Origin of the sequence: Streptomyces sp. NPDC090994, assembly GCF_044768905.1 — a bacterium.
GTDB lineage: Bacteria > Actinomycetota > Actinomycetes > Streptomycetales > Streptomycetaceae > Streptomyces.
Map to the genome: position 1 here is coordinate 78,428 of NZ_JBIVWS010000006.1, position 21,460 is coordinate 99,887.

General features: G+C 73.0%; 24 protein-coding genes and 1 tRNA gene. 18 read left to right on the forward strand and 7 right to left on the reverse strand.

Features of this window, described 5'->3' with window-relative positions:
• Window positions 1–16: 16 nt before the first annotated feature.
• Complete coding sequence (locus ACIQR3_RS15355; protein ID WP_403538577.1) at window positions 17–1,669, reverse strand: penicillin acylase family protein; 1,653 nt, start codon at window positions 1,667–1,669, stop codon at window positions 17–19.
• A gap of 129 nt (window positions 1,670–1,798) precedes the next feature.
• Here ACIQR3_RS15355 and ACIQR3_RS15360 point away from each other — a divergent pair, with 129 nt between their 5' ends.
• From ACIQR3_RS15360 to ACIQR3_RS15380, 5 genes are all read left to right on the forward strand, one after another.
• A complete protein-coding gene (locus ACIQR3_RS15360; RefSeq protein WP_403538580.1) occupies window positions 1,799–2,386 on the forward strand; it encodes an HhH-GPD-type base excision DNA repair protein in 588 nt (195 codons plus the stop codon).
• Window positions 2,387–2,532: 146 nt separating this feature from the next.
• On the forward strand, window positions 2,533–2,913 hold the full coding sequence (locus ACIQR3_RS15365) for a hypothetical protein (protein ID WP_403538582.1): 381 nt from the start codon (window positions 2,533–2,535) through the stop codon (window positions 2,911–2,913).
• Window positions 2,914–2,992: 79 nt separating this feature from the next.
• A complete protein-coding gene (locus ACIQR3_RS15370) occupies window positions 2,993–3,121 on the forward strand; it encodes a hypothetical protein (RefSeq protein WP_403538585.1) in 129 nt (42 codons plus the stop codon).
• Between the two features lie 175 nt (window positions 3,122–3,296).
• Window positions 3,297–3,593 (forward strand): type II toxin-antitoxin system VapB family antitoxin, encoded by a 297-nt coding sequence (locus ACIQR3_RS15375; RefSeq protein WP_003999914.1) that lies wholly within the window; start codon window positions 3,297–3,299, stop codon window positions 3,591–3,593.
• A gap of 203 nt (window positions 3,594–3,796) precedes the next feature.
• Window positions 3,797–4,429 carry a LytR C-terminal domain-containing protein gene (locus tag ACIQR3_RS15380; protein WP_403539264.1) on the forward strand — a complete coding sequence of 211 codons (633 nt, stop codon included), beginning with the start codon at window positions 3,797–3,799 and terminating at the stop codon, window positions 4,427–4,429.
• 19 nt (window positions 4,430–4,448) lie between these two features.
• Here ACIQR3_RS15380 and upp read toward each other — a convergent pair whose 3' ends face one another.
• Entirely contained in the window at window positions 4,449–5,084 is a 636-nt protein-coding gene (gene upp / locus ACIQR3_RS15385; protein WP_215174692.1) for a uracil phosphoribosyltransferase, read from the reverse strand.
• A 139-nt stretch (window positions 5,085–5,223) separates the two neighbouring features.
• Here upp and ACIQR3_RS15390 point away from each other — a divergent pair, with 139 nt between their 5' ends.
• From ACIQR3_RS15390 to ACIQR3_RS15425, 8 genes are all read left to right on the forward strand, one after another.
• Window positions 5,224–5,574: a hypothetical protein gene (locus ACIQR3_RS15390; RefSeq protein WP_403538589.1), complete on the forward strand. Its 351-nt coding sequence runs from the start codon at window positions 5,224–5,226 to the stop codon at window positions 5,572–5,574.
• 357 nt (window positions 5,575–5,931) lie between these two features.
• Window positions 5,932–6,465 (forward strand): hypothetical protein, encoded by a 534-nt coding sequence (locus ACIQR3_RS15395; RefSeq protein ID WP_403539267.1) that lies wholly within the window; start codon window positions 5,932–5,934, stop codon window positions 6,463–6,465.
• A 59-nt stretch (window positions 6,466–6,524) separates the two neighbouring features.
• Window positions 6,525–6,956 (forward strand): tRNA adenosine(34) deaminase TadA, encoded by a 432-nt coding sequence (tadA, locus tag ACIQR3_RS15400; RefSeq protein WP_403539270.1) that lies wholly within the window; start codon window positions 6,525–6,527, stop codon window positions 6,954–6,956.
• Between the two features lie 65 nt (window positions 6,957–7,021).
• Window positions 7,022–7,106: transfer RNA gene (locus ACIQR3_RS15405), tRNA-Ser, on the forward strand.
• A gap of 108 nt (window positions 7,107–7,214) precedes the next feature.
• Window positions 7,215–7,391 carry a hypothetical protein gene (locus ACIQR3_RS15410; protein ID WP_215174105.1) on the forward strand — a complete coding sequence of 59 codons (177 nt, stop codon included), beginning with the start codon at window positions 7,215–7,217 and terminating at the stop codon, window positions 7,389–7,391.
• Window positions 7,392–7,409: 18 nt separating this feature from the next.
• Window positions 7,410–7,703, forward strand: a complete 294-nt coding sequence (locus ACIQR3_RS15415; protein ID WP_403538591.1) for a Dabb family protein — start codon at window positions 7,410–7,412, stop codon at window positions 7,701–7,703.
• Between the two features lie 202 nt (window positions 7,704–7,905).
• Window positions 7,906–8,808 carry a SigB/SigF/SigG family RNA polymerase sigma factor gene (locus ACIQR3_RS15420; RefSeq protein ID WP_403538593.1) on the forward strand — a complete coding sequence of 301 codons (903 nt, stop codon included), beginning with the start codon at window positions 7,906–7,908 and terminating at the stop codon, window positions 8,806–8,808.
• A gap of 269 nt (window positions 8,809–9,077) precedes the next feature.
• A complete protein-coding gene (locus ACIQR3_RS15425) occupies window positions 9,078–9,989 on the forward strand; it encodes an RNA polymerase sigma factor SigF (protein WP_215174096.1) in 912 nt (303 codons plus the stop codon).
• A gap of 166 nt (window positions 9,990–10,155) precedes the next feature.
• Here the strand turns inward: ACIQR3_RS15425 and ACIQR3_RS15430 are convergent, their stop codons facing one another.
• A complete protein-coding gene (locus ACIQR3_RS15430) occupies window positions 10,156–10,356 on the reverse strand; it encodes a hypothetical protein (protein WP_215174094.1) in 201 nt (66 codons plus the stop codon).
• Between the two features lie 465 nt (window positions 10,357–10,821).
• Between ACIQR3_RS15430 and ACIQR3_RS15435 the strand changes: the two genes are divergently transcribed.
• The 3 genes from ACIQR3_RS15435 (at window position 10,822) to ACIQR3_RS15445 (ending at window position 14,819) form a co-directional block, all read left to right on the forward strand.
• The gene (locus tag ACIQR3_RS15435) at window positions 10,822–11,325 is read left to right on the forward strand and encodes a MarR family winged helix-turn-helix transcriptional regulator (RefSeq protein WP_403538597.1); all 504 of its coding nucleotides are present in this window, start codon (window positions 10,822–10,824) and stop codon (window positions 11,323–11,325) included.
• Between the two features lie 13 nt (window positions 11,326–11,338).
• Window positions 11,339–13,879, forward strand: a complete 2,541-nt coding sequence (locus ACIQR3_RS15440; protein WP_403538599.1) for an MFS transporter — start codon at window positions 11,339–11,341, stop codon at window positions 13,877–13,879.
• 118 nt (window positions 13,880–13,997) lie between these two features.
• Complete coding sequence (locus tag ACIQR3_RS15445) at window positions 13,998–14,819, forward strand: YceI family protein (RefSeq protein ID WP_403538602.1); 822 nt, start codon at window positions 13,998–14,000, stop codon at window positions 14,817–14,819.
• Here the strand turns inward: ACIQR3_RS15445 and ACIQR3_RS15450 are convergent.
• Window positions 14,802–15,506, reverse strand: coding sequence for a GAF and ANTAR domain-containing protein (locus ACIQR3_RS15450; RefSeq protein WP_403538605.1), 705 nt, complete (start codon window positions 15,504–15,506; stop codon window positions 14,802–14,804). The two genes, ACIQR3_RS15445 and ACIQR3_RS15450, sit on opposite strands and share 18 nt — an antisense overlap.
• Before the next feature lie 241 nt (window positions 15,507–15,747).
• On the reverse strand, window positions 15,748–16,494 hold the full coding sequence (locus ACIQR3_RS15455) for a GAF and ANTAR domain-containing protein (RefSeq protein WP_403538607.1): 747 nt from the start codon (window positions 16,492–16,494) through the stop codon (window positions 15,748–15,750).
• A 227-nt stretch (window positions 16,495–16,721) separates the two neighbouring features.
• Between ACIQR3_RS15455 and ACIQR3_RS15460 the strand changes: the two genes are divergently transcribed.
• Both ACIQR3_RS15460 and ACIQR3_RS15465 read left to right on the forward strand, forming a co-directional pair.
• A complete protein-coding gene (locus tag ACIQR3_RS15460) occupies window positions 16,722–17,093 on the forward strand; it encodes an STAS domain-containing protein (RefSeq protein WP_403538610.1) in 372 nt (123 codons plus the stop codon).
• A gap of 22 nt (window positions 17,094–17,115) precedes the next feature.
• Window positions 17,116–17,586 (forward strand): PPOX class F420-dependent oxidoreductase, encoded by a 471-nt coding sequence (locus ACIQR3_RS15465; RefSeq protein ID WP_403538612.1) that lies wholly within the window; start codon window positions 17,116–17,118, stop codon window positions 17,584–17,586.
• 21 nt (window positions 17,587–17,607) lie between these two features.
• Here the strand turns inward: ACIQR3_RS15465 and ACIQR3_RS15470 are convergent, their stop codons facing one another.
• Together ACIQR3_RS15470 and ACIQR3_RS15475 are read right to left on the reverse strand one after the other, a co-directional pair.
• Window positions 17,608–19,830 (reverse strand): ArnT family glycosyltransferase, encoded by a 2,223-nt coding sequence (locus ACIQR3_RS15470; RefSeq protein WP_403538615.1) that lies wholly within the window; start codon window positions 19,828–19,830, stop codon window positions 17,608–17,610.
• Window positions 19,827–21,425: a glycosyltransferase gene (locus ACIQR3_RS15475; protein ID WP_403538618.1), complete on the reverse strand. Its 1,599-nt coding sequence runs from the start codon at window positions 21,423–21,425 to the stop codon at window positions 19,827–19,829. The genes ACIQR3_RS15470 and ACIQR3_RS15475 overlap by 4 nt, the downstream gene beginning before the upstream one ends.
• Window positions 21,426–21,460: the final 35 nt, after the last annotated feature.

Genomic DNA, 21,460 nt, shown 5'->3' on the forward strand with positions numbered 1-21,460 from the left:
CAGCGTACGCGGACGGTCAGGCGTCGCCCTGCCCGACGGGCCGGCCGAGCGCGGCGGCCGTCTCCTCGACGGCGGCGCGCAGCACGGCCGTACGGTCGACGCCGTACAGCGTCTCGGCGCGCAGCAGCCGGCCGAGGGCGTGCGCGAGGCGCGGGGCCAGGGCGAGGTGGGGCTGGAACACCTCGGGGTACGCGGGCGGCGCGGCCAGCGCGGCGAACGCGGGCTCGGCCGCCAGCCGCCGTACGACGGCGGACCGCAGCGCCGTGTACGCGGCACCGCGCGGGTCTTCGCGGGGGTCCCGGCCGAGCAGGCGGTCGCGCAGGGCGGCGGCGCCGGGGGTGAGGCCGTCCAGGGCGGCGAGGCGGTCGAGCAGGGGGCGGTCTTCCGTACCGGCAGCCAAGGCCCCGTCCACGCCCCCGGCCTCCGACGGCTCCCGCCGGCCGTGCCCACCGTGCCAGTCACGCCGGCCGTGCCCACCGTGCGAGTCACGCCGGCCGTGCCCACCGTGCCAGTCACGCCAGCCGTGCCACGCGTGGCCGGGGCGCCAAGCCGGCACCGGCCGCAGGAGGTTGGCGTCGGCGCGGACCGGCACCCGGCCCGCGCCCCGGCGCAGCGTGCCGCCCTCGGTGTCGGTGGCCCGCACGACACCGACGGGTTCGGTCCAGGCGGCCAGGGCCCGGTCCACGTCGGCGACCCGCCGGGCCCGCAGCAGCGGCAGCAGCGCGCCGAAGCCGAGGTCGGCGGTGACGCGCGCCGGGTACCGCAGGCTGAGGGCGACGGGCGTGCCGTCGACGAGGCCCTCGGGGCCGCCCGCGATCAGCGGTCCCCGGTCGGTCTCGATGACCTCGGTCTCGACGGTCTGCTCACCGGCGACCCGGACCAGTTCGGTGTGCCGGGCGGCACGGTGCCAGCGGCCGTCCGGACCGAGCGCCTCGACACCGGCGCCGGTGCGGCGCAGCCGCTCGTGGTAGAGGTCCTGGCGGTCGGCGGTGAAGGGGGTGAACGTCCAGGCGACGGTGCCGGTGCGGCCGGAGCGGACGAGACCGGGGACGCCGGGCTCGGCGGAACCGACGACGTCGAACTCCGGGCAGGACAGGCGCAGGTACTGGGCGGCACCGGCACCGGCGGCGGGTACGTCGGTGTACGGCCGTTCGTCGGTGTACGGCCGTTCGCCCCCGCCCCCGAACAGGGCAACCGCCTCCGCCCCCAGCTGCCCGGCGACCTGCCCGCGCCACAGCTTGGCCGGGAACCCCGCGTCGAGGACGTGCAGGGACAGCCGGACCGCCAGCGGCGTCCACGGCTCCCAGCGCCCGGGCGCGAGCCCCGCCCTCCCGGACTCCGGCCCGGCGGCGCCCTCCGCGAGGCCCTCGTTGACCCCGGTGACGTACGCCCTGACCCACGCGGCCGTCTCCGGGTCCCGTTCCTCCAGGGCGGTGAAACAGCGCCGGGCGGTGTCGGCGAGTCGGGCGCGGCGGGCGAACCGGTCCCAGGACAGCGCGTCGGGCCCGAGGAAGGCGGCCGAGGTGCCCTGCGCCCGGTGCCGCCGCAGCTCCAGCTGCCGGCCGCGGTGGCGAGCCGTGAACCTGCCCTGGGCGTGGGCGAGTTCGACGGGATCCTCGGCCCGCAGGAGCGGGACCGCCGGGGCACGGTACTGACCATCGGATCTCACCCGGACCGCACCTCCCACATAGGTTAGCCTTACCTAACCTCATCCATCGTGGCGGAATCGTACGCCCTCCCCCTGCGACGGCCGACGGCCGGGCGCGCGGCCCGGGGCCCGACGCGCGATCATCGGGACATGGACGTCACCCTTCACCTCGCCCAGGACCCGGAGGCCGACGAGCTGCTCGGCCGCAGTCCGCTCGCCGCGCTGGTCGGGATGCTGCTGGACCAGCAGATCCCGATGGAGTGGGCGTTCAAGGGCCCCGCCACCATCGCCCGCCGGATGGGCGCGGACGACCTGGACGCGCAGGACATCGCCGCGTACGACCCGGAGGCGTTCGCCGCCCTGCTCGCCGAGAAACCGGCCGTGCACCGCTACCCGGGGTCGATGGCGGGCCGCGTCCAGCAGCTGTGCCGGTATCTCGTGGAGCACTACGACGGCGCCGCCGACGGTGTCTGGCGGGACGCCGAGAACGGACGTGAGCTGCTCAAACGCCTCCAGGACCTGCCCGGCTTCGGCAAGCAGAAGGCGCAGATCTTCCTCGCCCTGCTCGGCAAGCAGCTCGGCGTCCGCCCGGACGGCTGGCGCGAGGCGGCCGGCCCCTACGGCGAGCCGTCCGCCTTCCGCTCGGTCGCCGACATCACCGGCCCGGAGTCCCTGGCCAAGGTCCGCGCCCACAAGCAGGAGATGAAGGCGGCGGCGAAGGCCGCCAAGGGGAAGTAGCCCAGCGGACGCCCTCCCCGCGCGCCCGGCGCCCGGGTGGACCACTCCGGCGTGCGGATCCGGCCCGCCCGTCCCAGCATGAGGCATGGCCGAGTCACCGAGCGGCTCCCGTACGGCGTCACACGCCCGGCCGGGACACACCTGACGTGAGCCCCGTACCGCACGCCCCCACCCTCGCCGCGCGCCGAAGCGCCTGGGCGCGGGTACTGGTGCTGCTGCTCGCCCTGCTCGTCCCCGGCACGCACGCGCAGGCGCAGGCGCTGCCGCCCGCGGCGGTGGCCGGCGACCTCGGTGGCGCCGGCGGCCCCGGCGGCGGTACGGCGGCGGAGTACGACCTCCTAGACACCGCCCTGCGGACCCCGGCCCGCACCACCCGCCGCCCGGCCGCACCCCGGCACCCCGCACCGCTCCTCCCGCTCCTCCCGCGCGTACCGCGTCCGCTCACCGCCCGTCACCCCGCGCCCGCGCCCCCGCCCCCGCCACCACCCTTCCCGCGCTCCACGCGCTCCGTCGTCCTGCGCTGCTGACCGGACCGCCCGGCCGGCCCCTCCCGCCGGCCCCGCGACCGACCAGCATCCCTGCCGCACGGACCGAGGAAGACACCCCATGCTCAAGGACCCGTACGCCGTCCTGCGCGCCCTGCTGCGCGCGGAGGCCAGCCGACGCACCCCCAAGCCCGCACCGGCCGCCCCCGAGGAACGGCGGCACCCCGCACCGGAACGCCGACGCGGCTGATCGCACGGGCGGCGGCACCCACGGCAGGGGCAGAGGGAGGGGCGCGGGACCCCCCTCTCCCCCGCCCGGCCGTTGCCCCATTTCCCCCTTACCTGCCCTTTGTTCCGCCTTTTTCGACCCCCGCACTCCACCTCCATGGCTGCGCCCGGAACGTCTGGGCCGGTAGGCTTTCCGTGTGATCTTCAAGCGCATCGGAAACGGCCGGCCGTACCCCGACCACGGCCGGGAGAGCACCCGGCAGTGGGCGGACGTCGCACCGCGCCCGGTCCGCCTCGATCAGCTCGTGACGACCAAGGGCCAGCTCGACCTGGAGACCCTGCTCGCCGAGGACTCCACCTTCTACGGCGACCTCTTCGCGCACGTCGTGAAGTGGCAGGGCGACCTCTACCTGGAGGACGGCCTGCACCGCGCGGTCCGCGCCGCGCTCCAGCAGCGCCAGGTGCTGCACGCCCGCGTCCTCGAACTCGACTGACGCGCGCCCGGCGGACACCTGCCGGACACCCGACCTGCCCCCGACCGGCCCCCGGCCGACACCCGGCCGACATCCCGACACGCGGTGCTTGGCCCGTTCGGGTTGCATTCGGATATCGCCCCGCGCTGTCGAATGATCATCTAGTAGGTATTGCCGCTGAGTCGCACTACGCTGCGTTCATGAGCATGCTGACTCCCCCCGGCATGGGCGGCAAGTACCGGATCACGGGTGACAAATACCCGCGGATGCGGCCTTCCCGGCGGCGCGGCAGGCTCGCTTTCCTCGGCGTCGCCTGCGTCGCCGTCCTCGGCCTGTCCGGCTGGGGCGTCTGGCAGCTCGTCGGCGTCTTCACCGGCAGCGACGAGGCGTCCGCGGCCGCGGGCGTCAGGCCGAGCCGGTGCACCCCGGCCGACTCCGCCCAGGCCAACGCCTCCCCCTCCCCCTCCCCCACGGCCGTACCGAAGCCGGGGGCGGTCACCGTCAACGTCCTCAACGCCACGACCCGCAGCGGCCTCGCCAAGAAGACCGCCGACGAGCTGAAGAAGCGCGGCTTCCGGATCGGCGACGTCGGCAACGCGCCCGCGACGTACGACAAGAAGGTCGACGGCACGGGTGTGCTGCTCGGTCCCGCCGCGGCCCTGAAGAGCACCCTCCCCGTGCTCGGCACCCAGCTCCCGGCCGCCGAGCGCCGCACCGACCCGGCCCGCAAGGGCGCCGCGGTCGACCTCATCATCGGCGACGGGTTCAAGGGACTGGCGAAGAAGGCGGCGGCCGACACGGCGCTGGCCGCGCTGAGCGCGCCGCAGCCCTCCCCGAGTGCCGGGAAGGGCTGCTGAGAGAAGCGGGGCGCGGCGGTTACTCGGCCGCGCCGTACATCCGGTCGCCCGCGTCGCCGAGGCCCGGCACGATGTAGCCGTGCTCGTTGAGGCGCTCGTCGACCGAGGCCGTCACGACCGTCACCGGGGTGCCGGCCAGCTCGCGTTCCATGACCTCGACGCCCTCGGGGGCGGCCAGCAGCACCACGGCGGTCACGTCGTCGGCGCCGCGCCGGATCAGTTCCTGGATCGCCGCGACCAGGGTGCCGCCGGTGGCCAGCATCGGGTCCAGCACGTACACCTGACGGCCGGAGAGGTCGTCCGGCATGCGGGTGGCGTAGGTGGAGGCCTGGAGCGTCTCCTCGTTGCGCACCATGCCCAGGAAGCCCACCTCGGCGGTCGGCAGCAGCCGGACCATGCCGTCGAGCATGCCGAGCCCGGCCCGCAGGATCGGCACCACCAGCGGGCGCGGGTGGGAGAGCTTGACGCCGGTGGTCTGCTCGACCGGCGTCTGGATGTCGACCTGTTCGGTCCGCACGTCGCGGGTGGCCTCGTAGGCGAGCAGGGTGACCAGCTCGTCGGCGAGACGGCGGAAGGTGGCGGAGTCGGTGCGCCGGTCGCGCAGCGTGGTGAGCTTGTGGGCGACCAGGGGGTGGTCGACGACGTGGAGACGCATCCCCCCACAGTAACCGGGCCCCGCGCCCCCGGCGTCCCCGCGCCCGGCAACCGCCCCGACCGGGACCTTCACCCGCTCGCCCGCGTCGAACCGTCCGCACGGGGGAAGAGGGAGGAGATGGACGCGGGGTGGTGAGACTGTGCCTGACCAGGAATTCCACGACACGCCGTCCCGGGGTGAGGAACCACGGGCGGAGCAGCGATGGACCGAGCAGGGCCGGAGCGGGACTCGGCAGGAACGGGCGGAGCAAGTCCGGAGCGGGACTGCGCAGGGCCCGGCAGAGCAGGGCCGGGCGGAGCAGGGCCGGGCGGAGCCGGGCCGGGCGGAACAGGGCCGGGCGGAGCAGTCGGACGCCGAGCGGCGGCGGCGCCGGGAGCGGTTCCTGCGCGAGCTGCGCGAGGCCCGGGAGCTGCGGGACCGGGTGCAGCCGCGCCGGGCCCGGACCGCCCGGCTGCGGCGGGCGATGCGCATGCGCACGTTCCGCTGGTAGGCCCGCCCGCGTCGGAAAGTACGCGCGGCGCGGGAAGATCGGGCGCCGCGCCGGTGTTGCTGTCGTGCGGGTGTGCGCGGGCGGCGCGGAAAAGCCGCGTACGATCCGCACGTGGCGGCGACGATTGTGCTGGTGGGCCCCTCGTGACGCGGTTCCGGCGTGTTTGCGGACGGGACCGTGCCCCGGACGGACCCACGATCAAAACGGCCGGACACAGGGAGCCGAAGACGTCCCCTGACGGCCATGTTTCTGCCACGATTCCGAGTGGGTGGGGCTCGGAGCCCGCTCCTGGCCCGCCCGAGACCTCCGCCGGGGGGACCCCCAACCGGCACGCCTATGACCAGTGGGAGAGTCACGGTGTACTTCGCCGCACTGCTCGCGCGCACCGAAGACGGGTGGGAAGCGAGCGACACGGAGCTCGACGATGTGGAGACCCTGGCGGATCTGGCCGACCTGGCCCGGGAAGCCTCTCCCGACGAGGACACCGTCCTCGTCCTGATCGAGCAGGAGGGCGGGTGGTTCGGTGTCGTCCGCGTGGACGGCGAGGAGGACCCCCGCATCTACGTATCGGACGCCGCCGCCGCTGCCCGCAGCAGCTACGGCGAGATCCTGCTCACCGACGAACTGCTCGGCCGGGACCCCGGTGCCGGCGGCCCCGACCTGGACGCCCTCGACCTCGACGGCACGGAGGACGGTGAGCCCGGCGACGACGAACCCGACGCCGCCGCGGACGCCTCGTCCGCCGACGTGCCGCACGGGCCGGTGGGCGACGCCGGGGTCCTGGACGACCTCGGCGTGAGCGAGAAGGAGCTGCGCTCGATGACCGAGGACGCGCTCATGGAGATCGCCGAGTCGCTGGGCGCCTCGGAGGTACTGGAGACCGTCCGCTGACCGCACCGCACCTTCCGCAGCCGGCCCCGGACCCGGTGCGCGACCCCTGGCGGGCCCCGATGCGGCTCGCCCTGGACGAGGCGCGCCGGGCCGCGCTGGGCGGTGACGTCCCCGTGGGCGCCGTCGTGCTGTCCCCGGACGGCACCTCGGTGCTCGCGGCCGGGCACAACGAGCGCGAGGCCGGCGGCGATCCGACCGCGCACGCCGAGGTCCTGGCGATCCGGCGGGCCGCCGCACGCCTCGGCGCCTGGCGGCTGACCGGCTGCACGCTCGTCGTCACGCTGGAGCCCTGCACGATGTGCGCGGGCGCCCTCGTGCAGTCCCGGGTGGACCGGGTGGTCTACGGCGCCCGCGACGAGAAGGCGGGCGCGGCCGGCTCCCTGTGGGACGTCGTGCGCGACCGCCGGCTCAACCACCGGCCCGAGGTGATCGAGGGCGTCCTGGCCGAGGAGTGCGCCGGGCTGCTCACCGACTTCTTCCGCCACCGCTGACGGCCGGACACCGGCCCCGGATACCGATTTCAAAGCACGCCCCACCTTGCGGTAGGGTCTCCCTCGGTAGCGTGTCCGAGCGGCCGAAGGAGCTCGCCTCGAAAGCGAGTGTGGCGCAAGTCACCGAGGGTTCAAATCCCTCCGCTACCGCTTCTTTGCAAGGGCCCCGTCGAAAGACGGGGCCCTTCGTGCGATCATGAGCAGCGCTCGGGACAGCCGAGGCGTCCGGCAGGGACGCCAGCGACAGGGGAGGCCGCGGTGGCGGTGAACGCGAAGAAGATCGCCGTCTATGTGGTCGTGGTCTTCGTGCTGTACCTGATCATCACGGACCCCGCCAAGGCGGCGGACTACGTCCAGATAGGCTTCGAGGGCATTTCCGACGCCGCCAAGGCCATCGGCGACTTCATGTCCTGGGTCGCCCACGGTGGACAGTAAGGACAACGGAGGACGGCGATGATCCGGCACCTGGTCCTGTTCAAGCTGAACGAGGGCGTCGAGCGCGACGACCCGCGCGTGGTCAAGGGCGTCGAACTGTTCCGCGCCCTCGGCGACCAGATCGGCGAACTCCGCTTCTGGGAGTGCGCCTGGAACATCAGCGACCGCCCCATCGCCTACGACTTCGCCATCAACTCGGCCGTGGACGACACCGACGCCCTCAGGCGCTACCTGGAACACCCGGCGCACCAGGCGGGCGTCGCCCTGTGGCGCGAGTTCGCCACCTGGGTGATGGCCGACTACGAGTTCTAGCCCCCGCCCCACGGCACGTTTGGCCCCGCACCCCTCCGGTGCGGGGCCGACCTGCGTCACAGGGGCCGTTCGCCGCCCGTTCAACGCTCAACACGGCTTTATGCGGTGCTTGCACACAGTGCACATGTCTTGTGATGCTATGACCGCTTTTGACGGATGAGTCGACGGATGCGTTTGAACAGATCATGAGGTGGAGTTGACCGTGCCGGCCAGTACTGCGCCTCAAGCACCGCCGCAGGGACCCCAGGACGCCGCCGACACCCCCGCGCCGGAAACGGCCCCGGAACCCGCCCCGGAACCCACCCAGGAAACCGCTCCCGCCCCCGCCCCCCAGCGCAGCAGCCGGGGTGCCGACACCCGGGCGCTGACCCAGGTGCTCTTCGCCGAACTGAAGAACCTGAGCCCGGGCACGCCGGAGCACACCCGCGTGCGCGCGGCGCTCATCGAGGCCAACCTCCCGCTCGTGCGCTACGCCGCCGCCCGCTTCCGCTCCCGCAACGAGCCGATGGAGGACGTGGTCCAGGTCGGCACGATCGGGCTCATCAACGCCATCGACCGCTTCGACCCGGACCGGGGCGTGCAGTTCCCGACGTTCGCGATGCCGACCGTCGTCGGCGAGATCAAGCGGTACTTCCGCGACAACGTCCGCACCGTCCACGTACCGCGCCGGCTGCACGAGCTGTGGGTCCAGGTGAACAGCGCGACCGAGGACCTCACCACCGCCTTCGGGCGCTCCCCGACGACCGCGGAGATCGCCGAACGGCTGCGCATCACCGAGGAGGAGGTGCTCTCCTGCATCGAGGCGGGACGCTCGTACCACGCCACCTCGCTGGAGGCCGCCCAGGAGGGCGACGGCCTGCCGGGACTCCTCGACCGCCTCGGCTACGAGGACCCCGCCCTCGACGGCGTCGAGCACCGCGACCTCGTCCGCCACCTCCTCGTCCAGCTCCCCGAGCGGGAGCAGCGCATTCTGCTGCTGCGGTACTACAGCAATCTGACCCAGTCGCAGATCAGCGCGGAACTCGGCGTCTCCCAGATGCACGTCTCGCGGCTACTCGCGCGTAGCTTCCAGCGGTTGCGGTCCGCGAACCGGATCGACGCGTAATCGCAAGCACGAGCGGGCTATAACCAGGGAGAGCGAATCGCTCACCAGGGCCGTTGTGGGTGATTCAGGGTCGAAAGGCCGTCAGACCCCCTGTTTCCAGGGGGTTTTCGCGTCTCGGATGTCGACATGTCACTACAGCGTGTTGCCGACATGTGACATTCTGCGTGAGACGCGTTTGCCGGAGCTCCGGCTCCGGTATTCAGGTGAGGGCTGCGCTCCTGAAGTGGGAGCGCGACGCCACGACCGTCCCGCGACCCAAAGGGGGTGGCATGTCCGCAGACCAGGGCAGCTCGAAGGTGCTCGCGCTCGCCGAGAGCGAGACCGCGCCCGACGCGCTCGACGCACTGGGCTCCATCGATGAGACCTCTGCGCTCGACGCAGTGCCGGCCCAGCCTCTTCCGGCTCTCCCGGTGACGGAGGCCATCGACACCCGCACCCTGTCCCGCTCCCTGTTCCTGCGGCTCGCCGCCCTCGACGAGGACAGCCCGGAGCGCGCCTACGTCCGGGACACCCTGATCGAGCTGAACCTCCCGCTGGTGCGGTACGCCGCCGCGCGGTTCCGCTCCCGCAACGAGCCGATGGAGGACATCGTCCAGGTCGGCACCATCGGCCTGATCAAGGCGATCGACCGGTTCGACTGCGAACGGGGCGTGGAGTTCCCGACGTTCGCGATGCCGACCGTCGTCGGCGAGATCAAGCGGTTCTTCCGGGACACCTCGTGGTCGGTGCGCGTCCCGCGCCGCCTCCAGGAGCTGCGCCTGGCCCTGACCAAGGCCTCCGACGAGCTGTCCCAGAAGCTGGACCGCTCGCCCACGGTCACCGAGCTGGCCGCCGTCCTCGGGGTGTCCGAGGAGGACGTCGTCGACGGCCTCGCGGTCGGCAACGCGTACACGGCGTCCTCGCTGGACTCCCCGGCCCCCGAGGACGACGGCGGCGAGGGCTCGCTGGCGGACCGCCTGGGCTACGAGGACACGGCGCTGGAGGGCGTGGAGTACCGCGAGTCCCTCAAGCCGCTGCTGGCCAAGCTGCCGCCCCGGGAACGGCGGATCATCATGCTCCGCTTCTTCGCCAACATGACCCAGTCGCAGATCGGCGAGGAGGTCGGCATCTCCCAGATGCACGTCTCGCGCCTGCTGACCCGCACCCTGTCCCAGCTCCGCGAGGGCCTCATCTCCGACTGAGCACCCCGCCCGGCGGGACGACGGACAAGAGACAAGACGGCCGGGGCGACGCCCCACCGCGCACCCCGCTGCGCCGTCCCGCCGCGCCGTCCCGCCGAAAACCGAGCGCCGCCCCCCGTGAAGACGGTGGGGCGGCGCCTGAGCTGAGCGGGAACGCGGCGGCGGGTTACTTCAGTGCGAGCCAGGCCACGGCCGCGACGACCACGACGGCCACCACGACGCCGATGATCAGGCCGACGCGGGGGCCGGACGAGCCGGCGGCCGCCGTCTGCCGGGTACCCGGGCCCTCCTCGTCGACGAACGCGCGGAACATCTGGGTGCTGCCAGCGGGGTCGTAATTGCCCTGGGGGCCCTGGGTGTTAGCCATGGGCCGAGACATTAGCGAATCCGGCGGAAGGTCCCAAGCGCGGGTCCACCGGGCGGACCGCCACCCGGCGGCCCCGCCCACCGATCACCCCGATGATCCCCAGGCCGGTCCCCCGGTCGTCCCCGGCCGACCCCCCGGCCGGTCCCCCGGCCGGCCCTCTGCCGATCACCCCGCCCATCACCCGCCCATCACCCGCCCATCGCCCGCCCATCACCCGCCCATCGCCCGCCCATCGCCCGCCCATCACCCGCCCATCGCCCGCCCATCGCCCGCCGATCACCTGTCGGCCACCGCCCGAGCGCCACGCGGCCACCCCCCGGCCACCGCCTGTCCAGCCGCCACCTGCGCGTTTACGTTCGCAATACTTGCCTTTGCCAACCTTTTAGTGCCCTCTTACCTTCTTTATTTGCCTTCAGCAACCAACAGCTCTTATGGTTGCCCTAAGCAACAAATCAGGAGGTGCAGATGGCCGAGAAGGCGCAGTACGAGGAGCTGATCCGCCAGTTCAGCGCCTTCGGCGCCGTGAAACGGGAGCTGGGCCGCATCCTGCCGGCCGACTGCCCCGCAGGCTCCGCCACCGTACTGACGTTGCTCGGCCGGTACGGCGACATGCGCATGAGCAAGCTCGCGGAGCTGCTCGCCGTGGACATGTCGGTGACCAGCCGCCATGTCGCCCACATCGCCGATCGGGGTTGGATCGAACGGTCCCCCGACCCGGCCGACAAGCGCTCGCGCATCCTGCGGCTGACGCCCGAGGGCCAGACGCAGCTCGACGAGCTGTCCGAACGGACCACACAGCTGCTCGCCCACCGCCTGGGCGACTGGACCGACGACGAGGTCGGCCAGCTCGCGGGGCTCATGGCCCGGCTCAGGGCGAGTTTCGACGACTGCCGGTCGGCGGTACCGCCGCGGCCCGCCGCGCCGTCCGCGGCCGAGCAGTCCACCCGTACACCCGCGATCACCACGTAAGCAAAGGAAGTCCATGGCAACGACCACACCAGCCGGTGTGCGGGCTCATGCCAAGCACGGGGGAGGCTCCGCCGAAGGCGCTCCTATGACGCACCGGCAGATCATGGAGGCGCTGTCCGGGCTGCTGCTCGGCATGTTCGCCGCCATCCTGTCCTCGACCATCGTCACCAACGCCCTGCCCGAGATCATCGGTGACCTGGGCGGCGGTCAGAGCGCCTACACCTGGGTCGTCACGGCCTCGCTGCTGGCGATGACCGCCTCCACCCCCCTGTGGGGCAAGCTCGCGGACCTGGTCAGCAAGAAGGCCCTGGTCCAGATAGCCCTGATCGTCTACGTAGTCGGCTCGATCGTCGCCGGTCTCTCGCAGAACCCGGCGATGCTGATCAGCGCGCGTGTCATCCAGGGTCTGGGCGCCGGCGGTCTGTCCGCCCTGGCGCAGATCATCATGGCCGCGATGATCTCCCCGCGTGAGCGCGGCCGTTACTCCGGCTACCTGGGCGCGACCTTCGCCGTCGCCACCGTCGGCGGTCCGCTGCTCGGCGGTGTCATCACCGACACCAGCTGGCTCGGCTGGCGCTACTGCCTCTACGTCGGTGTGCCCTTCGCGCTCATCGCGCTGCTGGTGCTGCAGAAGACGCTGAACCTGCCGGTCGTCAAGCGCAAGGTCAAGGTCGACTGGGCCGGTGCCTTCTTCATCACCGCCGCCGTCTGCCTGCTGCTCATCTGGGTCACCTTCGCCGACGACAAGTACGACTGGATGTCGTGGCAGACCGGCGTCATGGTCGGCGGCTCGATCGTGCTGGCGCTGATCTTCTGCCTGGTCGAGACCAAGGCCAGCGAGCCGATCATCCCGCTGCGCCTGTTCAAGAACCGCACCATCACGCTGGCGTCGATCGCCTCGCTGTTCGTCGGTATCGCGATGTTCGCGGGCACCGTCTACTTCAGCCAGTACTTCCAGCTGGCCCGGGACAAGTCCCCGACCATGTCGGGCGTCATGACCATCCCGATGATCGGCGGTCTGTTCGTCTCCTCCACCGTCTCCGGTCAGATCATCACCAAGACCGGCAAGTGGAAGGGCTGGCTGCTGGCCGGCGGCGTGCTGCTGACGGCGGGCCTCGGCCTGCTGGGCGGCATGCGGTACGACACCCCGTACTGGCACATCGCGATCTTCATGGCGCTGATGGGTCTCGGCGTCGGCATGATGATGCAGAACCTCGTGCTCTGCACCCAGAACCAGGTGGCCCCGAGCGACCTGGGCGCCGCGTCCTCCACCGTGACCTTCTTCCGCTCCCTCGGCGGTGCGGTCGGCGTCTCCGTGCTGGGCTCGATCATGTCCACCCGGATCAGCCACTACGCCTCCGACACCATCGGGCAGCTCAGCCCGCAGGAGCAGGCGGCGGCGGCCAAGGCGGCCGGCGGCAGCTCGATCCCGGACATGGACCTGCTGCCCCCGGGCATCCGCGAGTGGCTGGAGAGCGCCTACGGGCACGGCATCGCCGACATCTTCCTGATCGTCGCGCCGATCGCCTTCCTCGGCTTCCTCGTGACGCTGTTCATCAAGGAGGTCCCGCTGCGCACCTCCGGCGCCCTGGCCCAGGCCGCCGAGGCCACCGGCCAGACCGCTTCCCCGGCCGCCCCGGCCCCCGCCGAGGCCGTCGCCCCGGCCGCCGAGCCGGTTCCGGCCGGTGTGGCCGCCGCCTCGGTCTCCGAGCCCGGTGCGGCCCAGACCCAGCGGCTCGCCGCGGTCGCCACGGCGGCCACCGGCTCCGGTGACTCCCCGGCCCCCGTCTCCGGCGGCATCCCGGTCCGCGGCTTCGTCCGCGGCGCCGAGAGCGCGCCCGTGGCGCAGGCCGCGGTCACGCTGATCTCGCTCGGCGGACGGCAGCTCGGCCGCTCGGTCGCGCAGGCCGACGGCTCCTACGGCGTGGACGCGCCGGGTGCCGGGTCCTACGTCCTGATCGCCTCCGCCGACGGCTACCAGCCGCAGGCGTCGACGATCGTGGTCAACGACGAGCCGGTCGCCTACGACGTGCTGCTCAGCGGCACCAGCGGCCTGACCGGTCTGGTGCGGACCGCGGCGGACGGACAGCCGGTCAAGGACGCCATGGTCATCGTGACCGACGTCCGCGGCGACCTGCTGGCCACCGCCGCCACCGGCGAGGGCGGCGACTTCACCCTCGCCGAGCTGGTGCCGGGCACGGTGACCGTGGCGGTCAACGCCGCCGGGTTCCGGCCGCGCGCGCTGCCCGTCGAGGTCGGCGGCACCGGGGTCACCCGGGTCGAGGTCGACCTGGAGGCCGGCGCCCGCGTGCAGGGCACCGTCAAGGCGCCGCACGGCCCGCTGGCCGACGCCCGCGTCACGCTGGTCGACGCGGCCGGCAACGTGGTCGGCACCGCCACCACCGGTTCGGACGGGGCGTACGCCTTCACCGACCTGGACAGCGGCGAGTACACCGTCATCGCGACGGGCTACCCGCCGGTGGCGACCTCCCTGACCGTCAGCGGACAGGGCGCCGACGGCCACGACATCGAACTCGCCCACCCCGGCGAGTAGCGAGACCCCGGCCCGTGGTGGCGTGCGCGCTCTGAGCGGAGGTGCGCACGCCGCCGCGGGCCGGTTCTTTTTTGACCACTTACCAGCACTTTCTATGCCTTTGCAGGGAGAAAACGGGATGGGACTGACCGCGAAGATCCGAACGCGGGACGGATGGGCCGTGTCGCACGCGGTCGTCACGGTGACCGACATGACCGGTACGCAGGTGCTGCGCGCCGAGGCGGACGCCGAGGGGGCCGTACGGGACACCACCGAGCTGCGGCCGGGGGCGTACACCGTGATCGTCACGGCGGTCGGCTACGCGCCGGCCGCGTCCAGCGCGATCGTGACCGCGAGCGGCCGGGCCGAGGTCGGCACGGTGACGCTGGCCCGGCAGGGCGGCACCGAGCTGCCGCCGCCGGGACCGTGGACCATCGACCCGGCGCACTCCAGCGTCGGCGCGGTCGCCCAGCACCTGGGCATCTCCAGCGTGCACGGCCGGTTCACGGAGTTCGCCGGACTGGTGGAGATCGCGCCGGACGACGTCACCAAGTCACGCGTGGAGGCGGTCATCAAGGCCGCGTCCATCGACACCGGCAACGGCATGCGGGACACGCACCTGAAGTCGGCGGACTTCCTGGACGTCGAGCGGTTCCCGGACATCACCTTCCGCTCCACGGGCGTGACGGAGGCCGGCCGGGACCGCTGGACCGTCCACGGCGAGCTGGGCCTGCACGGCGTGGTCCGCCCGGTCGACCTGGACCTGTCCTACCTGGGCACCGGCGCCGACCCGTGGGGCGGCACCCGGGCCGCGTTCAAGGCCACCACGGAGCTGCGGCGCGAGGACTTCGCCATGAACTACAACCAGGTCCTCCAGGCCGGCATCGCCGCCATCGGCACCACGCTCCGGGTGGAGCTGGACATCCAGGCCGTCCAGGGCGACTCACTGCCGGCCGTCTGAGCGGCCCGCCCGGCCGACCCGGTCCACCAGGTCCTGGCACAGGTCCCGGAGCTTGACGTTGCGGTTCTGGGAGACGCGGCGCAGCCGGTCCAGCGCGGCCCGGGCGTCGACCCGCTCCCGGGACATCAGGATGCCGATCGCCTGGTCGATGACGCTGCGGGACAGCAGGGCGGTGCGCACGTCGGCGGCCGAGGAGCGCTGCCGTTCGATGCGCAGCGCCGCGTCCACGGCACCGGCGGCCCGCTCCGCGAAGGCGCGGGCCGTCTCCCGTCCTCCGGCCAGCGAGCCCGGCTGGAGACCGTAGAGGTTGAGGGCGGCCCCCGTCTCGCCCTCCAGGGCGAGCGGCAGCGCCAGCACACAGCGCACCCCGGTGGCCAACGCGTACTCGGTGTACGTCGGCCAGCGGGTCTCGGCGGCCAGATCGGGGGCGTAGCGCGGGCTCCCCGTCGCCGCGGCGTCCACGCAGGGGCCGGAGCCGTTCTCGTACTGCCGCAGGTCCAGTCCGGGCGGCAGGCCCCGGCTGCCGGCCAGCGTCAGCAGCCGGTCGGCGCGGCGCACGGTGATGCTGCACGCCACTGCGCCGGGCACCTCGCGCACCGCGCGGTCGGTCAGATCGCGCAGCAGGGTGTCGAGGCCCTGGCTGCGCACCAAGGCGTGGTCCAGCGTGTCGGGCGTCTCGGCGGTCATGACCGTACGGATATCCCGTCGCCGCCCGTTGACGCCTCGCCGCCTGCCGGGCCGTCGGTCGGCCCGTCGGCCGGTCCGCCGACCGTGGCGCCGACCGTGGCGCCGACCGTGGCGCCGACCGTGGCGCCGACCGTGGCGTCGGCCGTGGCGTCGGCCGTGGCGTCGGCCGGTCCGTCGGCCGTGCCGTCGGTCGGCCGGTCCGCGAGCCGCGCCGTGCCGCGCGCCGCGCCGCAGCCGGGGCTCAGCGTTCGGCGCCGCCCCGGCCGCCGGGCACGTCGTGGGCGTCGACGATGCGGCGGGCGAGGTCGCGCAGCTTCACGTTCTCCCGCTGGGACGCCTTGACCAGGCTGTCGAAGGCACCGGCGGCGTCGGTCTCCATGCGCTCCATCAGGATGCCGGTGGCCTGGCCGATCAGGTCCCGGGTGCGCATCGCCTCGGTGAGCTGCTCGCGTTCGGTCGCCGAGTCCAGGGCGAGGCTGACGTGCGCGGTGAACAGCCGCCCGACGCGGGTGGCGTCGTCGTCGAAGGCGCGGGGGCGGCTGGCGTAGGCCGTCAGCACGGTGAGGCTGCGCCGGTCGGCACGGAGCCGCAGCGACAGCGCGGACCGCAGTCCCGAGTCGGACAGGGCGGTGCCGGGCGCCTCCGCCAGACTGTCCGCCAGCCGGGCCACGGGCACCGTCCACAGGCGGTCCAGGAGCGGATGCGGTTCCCGGCCGCCAGGACGGGACTCCGCGGTGCGTACGGCCTCGTCGGTCCAGGCGAGCACGCGGCGCTGATTGCCGCGCTCGACCACCGAGATGCCCGCCTGCTCGGCCCCGGGCACCAGGGTCACCGCCAGTTTGACCGCGGTGCGCAGGGTGCCGTTGGGGGTGACGGTCGCGTGCAGTTCCCGAGCCGCCGCGGTCAGGACCTCGGCCAGCTCGAACCCAGCCGGAAAACGCGGCACATCGGTAAAATCGGGCGCAGTCACCACGAACCTCTTCGGCATGCACGGCCGTACGACCGTGCGCAGGAGAGCTCCGCAGCACATTCCCGACTGCGAGCACAGGACGTACAGCACTCTAGCTGCTCGGTTGCACGCCGGTGACGCCCGGCTGACGGTCCGCCCGGCCACCTTCCGCGCCCGGATGCCGGCATGGTGGAATGGGTGCCGGGTCAGGAAGCGGCCACCCCTTTTTTTTCGGAAGCCGGACGGACGTCTGTCAGGTGAGCGACGTGACTTTCCTCCCCCCACCCGGTGCGCCGTACGAGCCGCCGGGCTGCGCCGTGCTCGCGCTGCCCGCCGAGATCGACTTCTGCAACGCCTCGGGGCTGGTCCCCCTCATCCTGGAAGCGGCCGGTGCCCGTGACGAACCGCTGCGGCTGCTCGTCCTGGACCTGACCGGGACCGTCTTCATGGACTCCCAGGGCGTCCGGCTGCTCGACGAGGTACGCCGCCGGCTGCCCGACGGGGTCCGGCTGCGGCTGGTCGCCGACCCGCGCGGGGTGCCCAGCCGGGTCCTGGAACTCTCCGGCCTGCGCCGGGACATCCCGGTCCACGACAACCTCGTCGAGGCGTTGGGCAGGCAGAGCGGGGCCACGGCGTAGGTCTCGGCCTAGTCTTGCGGGCATGGCACCGAACATCGCGACGAACACCCGCGTCTCCCTGGACGAGCTGCTCGACTTCGTCCGTCCCCGCCACCGGGCGCTGCTGCTGACCCGGCGTGCCGACGGCAGCCCGCAGGCCTCGCCGCTGACCTGCGGGGTCGACGACTCGGGCCGGATCGTGGTCTCCACGTACCCGGAACGGGCCAAGACCCGCAACGCCCGGCGCGACGCCCGGGTGAGCCTGGTCGTGCTCAGTGACGACTGGAACGGCCCCTGGGTGCAGGTCGACGGCACCGCCGAGGTCATCGACAGTCCGGACTCCGTGGAGCCGCTCGTCGAGTACTACCGCAACATCGCGGGCGAGCACCCCGACTGGGACGAGTACCGGGCGGCCATGGTCAAGCAGGGCAAGTCGATCATCCGGGTCACGCCGGAGAAGTGGGGACCGGTGGCCACCGGGGGCTTCCCGGCGCGGCTGGTGGAGGGCGACTGACCCTCCACCAGCCGCTCCCCGTCAGCTCCCGCTGGTGGGCTGGGTGAGGTCGTAGAAGGTGGCCGAACCGGCCGTGACTTCCTTGAAGTTCTCCTGCACCCAGGAGGTGATCTGCGCGGACGTGCCGCTGTCGGAGTCCGCGGAGCCTCCCATGCCGCCTCCGGTGCCGCTGGAGACGAAGTAGTGGATCTTTCCTTCCGCCACGTACTTCTTGAACTGGGCCAGCGTCGGTGAGGGGTCGGTGCCGTTGAAGCCGCCGATGGCCATCACCGGGGACCCGGTGGCGAGTTGGTAGCTGGCGGCGTTCTGGGCGCCGATCGCCGCAGCGACCCAGGTGTAGTCGTCGGCGTCGGTCTCCAGCAGCTCCTTGGCCTCGGAGTCGACGTCGGCGCCGTTGAGCAGGCCGCCCATGCCGCCGCCTCCGCCGCCGGGGCCGCCGGACTCGCCGGCCGTGCCGCCGCCGGGCATGCCGCCGCCCTGGGGCAGTTGTCCGCCGCCGTTCTGGTTCTGGCCCTGACCCTGGCCCTGTCCCTGTCCCTGGCCGGGCATGCCGCCGCCGGGGAAGCCGCCGGTGCCGTTCTGCTGGCCCTGTCCCTGGCCCTGTCCCTGGCCCTGGCCCTGACCCTGGCCGGGCATGCCGCCGCCCGGCATACCGCCGCCGCCACCGCCCGGACCGCCACCGCCGCCCATCGTGCTCGCGCCGGACGGACCGGCCGTGACGATGGAGCCGGTGTGGCCCTCGGCGAGCGTGCTGAGCGTGTACGCCGTGGGACCGGCCAGCGAGGCCGCCAGGCCCAGCGCCGCCGCGGCGAGCGCGAGCTGCCGGGAGACCCGGCCGGCGAAGACCAGGCCGAGCGCGGCGACCAGGCCGCCCACCAGGACCAGCCACTTCAGCCACGGAAGGTAGTCGGGCGTCCGGTTGAGGAGTACGTACCCCCAGGCCACGGTCGCCGTGACGGCCGCGGCCAGGACGATCGACGCCCACAGCTCGCGCCGCTTCTCCCACAGGGCCGCGGCGCCGATACCGACGACGGCGGCCAGGTAGGGGGCGAGGGCGATCGTGTAGTACTGGTGGAAGATGCCGGCCATGTAGCTGAAGACGGCCATGGTCGTCACCAGCGAGCCGCCCCAGGCGAGCAGGGTGGCGCGGGCCGCGTCGGTACGGGGCGCCCTGCGGGTCAGGACCAGGCCCGCGACCAGCAGGATCAGGGCCGCCGGGAGCAGCCAGGAGATCTGGCCGCCGATCTCGGAGTTGAACATCCGGTCCCAGCCGGTCTCGCCCCACTGCCCGGTGCCGGTCGTGCCGCCACCGCCGCCGACGCTGCCGGTCTCCTCGCCGTTGAGGCGGCCGAGACCGTTGTAGCCGAAGGTCAGCTCCAGGAAGCTGTTGTTCTGCGAGCCGCCGATGTACGGCCGCGAGGACGCCGGCCACAGCTCGACGATCGCCACCCACCAGCCGCCGGCGACGACCATCGCGACGGCGGCGAGACCCAGTTGGGCGAACCGTTTGCGCACCTTCACCGGCGCGCAGACCGCGTACACCACGGCCAGTGGCGGCAGGATCAGGAACGCCTGGAGCGTCTTGGCGAGGAACGCGAACCCGACCGCAGCCCCGGCCCACAGCAGCCACTTGGTGCAGCCGTCCTCCAGGGCCCGGGTGACGAAGTACACGGTGAGCGCCATCAGCAGCGCGAGCATCGCGTCCGGGTTGTTGAAGCGGAACATCAGCGCCGCGACCGGGGTGAGGGCGAGCACCGCGCCCGCGATCAGACCGGCGGCCGGGCTGAACCGGCGGCGTACGCCCGCGTACACCACGGCGACCGTGCCGACGCCCATCAGCACCTGCGGGGTCAGGATCGCCCACGAGTTGAGCCCGAAGATCCGGACCGACAGCTCCATCGGCCACAGGAACGCCGAGGGCTTGTCGACGGTGATGGCGTTGGCCGCGTCCAGTGAGCCGAAGAAGAACGCCTTCCAGGACTGGCTGCCCGCCTGCACGGCCGCCGAGTAGAAGGAGTTGGCGTAGCCGGAGGCGCTCAGGTTGTAAAGGTAGAGCACCGCGGTGACCAGCAGCAGGCCGAGGAAGGCCGGGCGCGCCCAGCGCGGGTCCTCGGGCCGGCCGCGCCACAGCCTGCGGACGAAGGGCTGCTTCGGCGCCGGTTCGGGGGGCGCGGTCGGGGGCGGGCCCAGGGTGGCGGGGTCGGCGCCCCCCTGTCCGGTGGTCGTGTCGTAGTGGGTGGTCATCGCGGGTCCCTCGGGTCGGTGTCGGCCGGGCGCACCGGCTGGAGCCGCGTCGTCGCGTCCCGGTGGATCTGGAACTGTGCCGTGGGGTGCTGCGTCGTGGGGTACTGCGCCGTGGGCTGCTGTGGCACGGGCTGCTGTGGCGTCGGGTACTGCGTCGTGGGGTACTGCGCCGTCGGGTACTGCGCCGTCGACGCCGGTGCCGTGGGCCGGTGCGGCAGGGGCGGGTGGCCGTACGGGCCGGCGGCGTCGGCGGTCGGCGTGTGCGCGGCGACGACGGTGGACGGCCGACCCTGGAACGGGGACTGGACGTTGGGCTGGGGCTGAGGCTGAGGCTGGGGCTGAGGCTGGGGCTCGTCCTGCCGGTCCGGGAAGACCCACGCCCGGAAGAGCAGGAACCGCAGCACCGTGGCCGCGAGGTTGGCGGCGATGAGCACCGCCAGCTCGGTGGAGTGCGCCGCGCCGTCGGTGGCCGCGTTCAGCGCGGCGAGCGAACCGCTGGTCAGGACGAGCCCGATGCCGAAGACGACCAGCCCCTGCGCCTGGTGCCGCACGGCACCGCCCCGGCCGCGCACCCCGAAGGTGAGCCTCCGGTTGGCGGCGGTGTTGGCGACCGCCGAGACCAGCAGGGCGAGGGCGTTGGCGATCTGCGAGCCGCAGAAGGTCCGGAAGCCGCTGTAGAGCAGCAGGTAGAAGAGGGTGGACAGGGCACCGACGACGCAGAACCCGACGAGCTGCCGGGCCAGTCCGCGCGGTACGCCGGCCAGGTCGCGGTCGCGCGGGTCGTCCCCGAACGGCCGGGCCAGCCGGTCCAGCGGCAGCGAACCGGTGGCCAGCGCCCGCCCCACCCGCCAGACGCCCTTGAGGTCGTCGGTCGCCGTCTTGACGATGTGCACGGTGGAGTCGGGGTCGTCGACCCAGTCGACCGGGACCTCGTGGATGCGCAGCCCCGCCCGTTCGGCGAGCACCAGCATCTCGGTGTCGAAGAACCAGCCGGTGTCCTCCACCAGCGGCAGCAGCACCTGGGCGACGTCCCGGCGGATGGCCTTGAACCCGCACTGCGCGTCGGAGAAGCGGGCCTGGAGCGAACCGCGCAGGATGAGGTTGTAGGAGCGGGAGATGAACTCCCGCTTGGCGCCGCGCACGACCCGCGAGGAACGGGCCAGCCGGGAGCCGATCGCCAGGTCCGAGTGCCCGGAGATGAGCGGGGCGACCAGCGGCAGCAGCGCGTTGAGGTCGGTGGACAGGTCGACGTCCATGTAGGCGAGGACCGGGGCGTCGGACGCCGACCAGACGGTCCTGAGGGCCCGGCCGCGGCCCTTCTGCTCCAGCCGGAAGGAGCGCACCTCCGCCAGCTCCGCCTCCAGCCGCGCGGCGACCTGCGGGGTGGTGTCCGTGGACGCGTTGTCCGCGATGGTGATGCGGAAGGCGTAGGGGAAGGTGCGCGCGAGGTGCTCGTGCAGTCTGCGCACGCAGGGCTGGAGGTCCTTCTCCTCGTTGTAGACGGGGATCACTACGTCCAGGACAGGCGTACCGGCCCCCGCGGCCGGGAGGTGCTCCCGCGCCGGCAGGGTGCCCGGAGAAGAGTCGGTTCGCATGGCACCGACTCTTCTCAACTGCCCTGTCGCACCCG

Excerpts from the sequence above, each read along its gene's own strand:
- ACIQR3_RS15370 (WP_403538585.1), top strand. The coding sequence starts at position 2,993 with ATGCTCAAGGACCCGTACGCCGTCCTGCGCGCCCTGCTGCGCGCGGAG.
- ACIQR3_RS15455 (WP_403538607.1), bottom strand. The coding sequence starts at position 16,494 with ATGCCGAAGAGGTTCGTGGTGACTGCGCCCGATTTTACCGATGTGCCG.
- ACIQR3_RS15445 (WP_403538602.1), top strand. The coding sequence starts at position 13,998 with ATGGGACTGACCGCGAAGATCCGAACGCGGGACGGATGGGCCGTGTCG.
- ACIQR3_RS15475 (WP_403538618.1), bottom strand. The coding sequence starts at position 21,425 with ATGCGAACCGACTCTTCTCCGGGCACCCTGCCGGCGCGGGAGCACCTC.
- ACIQR3_RS15465 (WP_403538612.1), top strand. The coding sequence starts at position 17,116 with ATGGCACCGAACATCGCGACGAACACCCGCGTCTCCCTGGACGAGCTG.
- upp (WP_215174692.1), bottom strand. The coding sequence starts at position 5,084 with ATGCGTCTCCACGTCGTCGACCACCCCCTGGTCGCCCACAAGCTCACC.
- tadA (WP_403539270.1), top strand. The coding sequence starts at position 6,525 with ATGCGGCTCGCCCTGGACGAGGCGCGCCGGGCCGCGCTGGGCGGTGAC.
- ACIQR3_RS15435 (WP_403538597.1), top strand. The coding sequence starts at position 10,822 with ATGGCCGAGAAGGCGCAGTACGAGGAGCTGATCCGCCAGTTCAGCGCC.
- ACIQR3_RS15470 (WP_403538615.1), bottom strand. The coding sequence starts at position 19,830 with ATGACCACCCACTACGACACGACCACCGGACAGGGGGGCGCCGACCCC.
- ACIQR3_RS15430 (WP_215174094.1), bottom strand. The coding sequence starts at position 10,356 with ATGGCTAACACCCAGGGCCCCCAGGGCAATTACGACCCCGCTGGCAGC.
- ACIQR3_RS15440 (WP_403538599.1), top strand. The coding sequence starts at position 11,339 with ATGGCAACGACCACACCAGCCGGTGTGCGGGCTCATGCCAAGCACGGG.
- ACIQR3_RS15425 (WP_215174096.1), top strand. The coding sequence starts at position 9,078 with ATGTCCGCAGACCAGGGCAGCTCGAAGGTGCTCGCGCTCGCCGAGAGC.
- ACIQR3_RS15415 (WP_403538591.1), top strand. The coding sequence starts at position 7,410 with ATGATCCGGCACCTGGTCCTGTTCAAGCTGAACGAGGGCGTCGAGCGC.
- ACIQR3_RS15450 (WP_403538605.1), bottom strand. The coding sequence starts at position 15,506 with ATGACCGCCGAGACGCCCGACACGCTGGACCACGCCTTGGTGCGCAGC.
- ACIQR3_RS15380 (WP_403539264.1), top strand. The coding sequence starts at position 3,797 with ATGGGCGGCAAGTACCGGATCACGGGTGACAAATACCCGCGGATGCGG.
- ACIQR3_RS15360 (WP_403538580.1), top strand. The coding sequence starts at position 1,799 with ATGGACGTCACCCTTCACCTCGCCCAGGACCCGGAGGCCGACGAGCTG.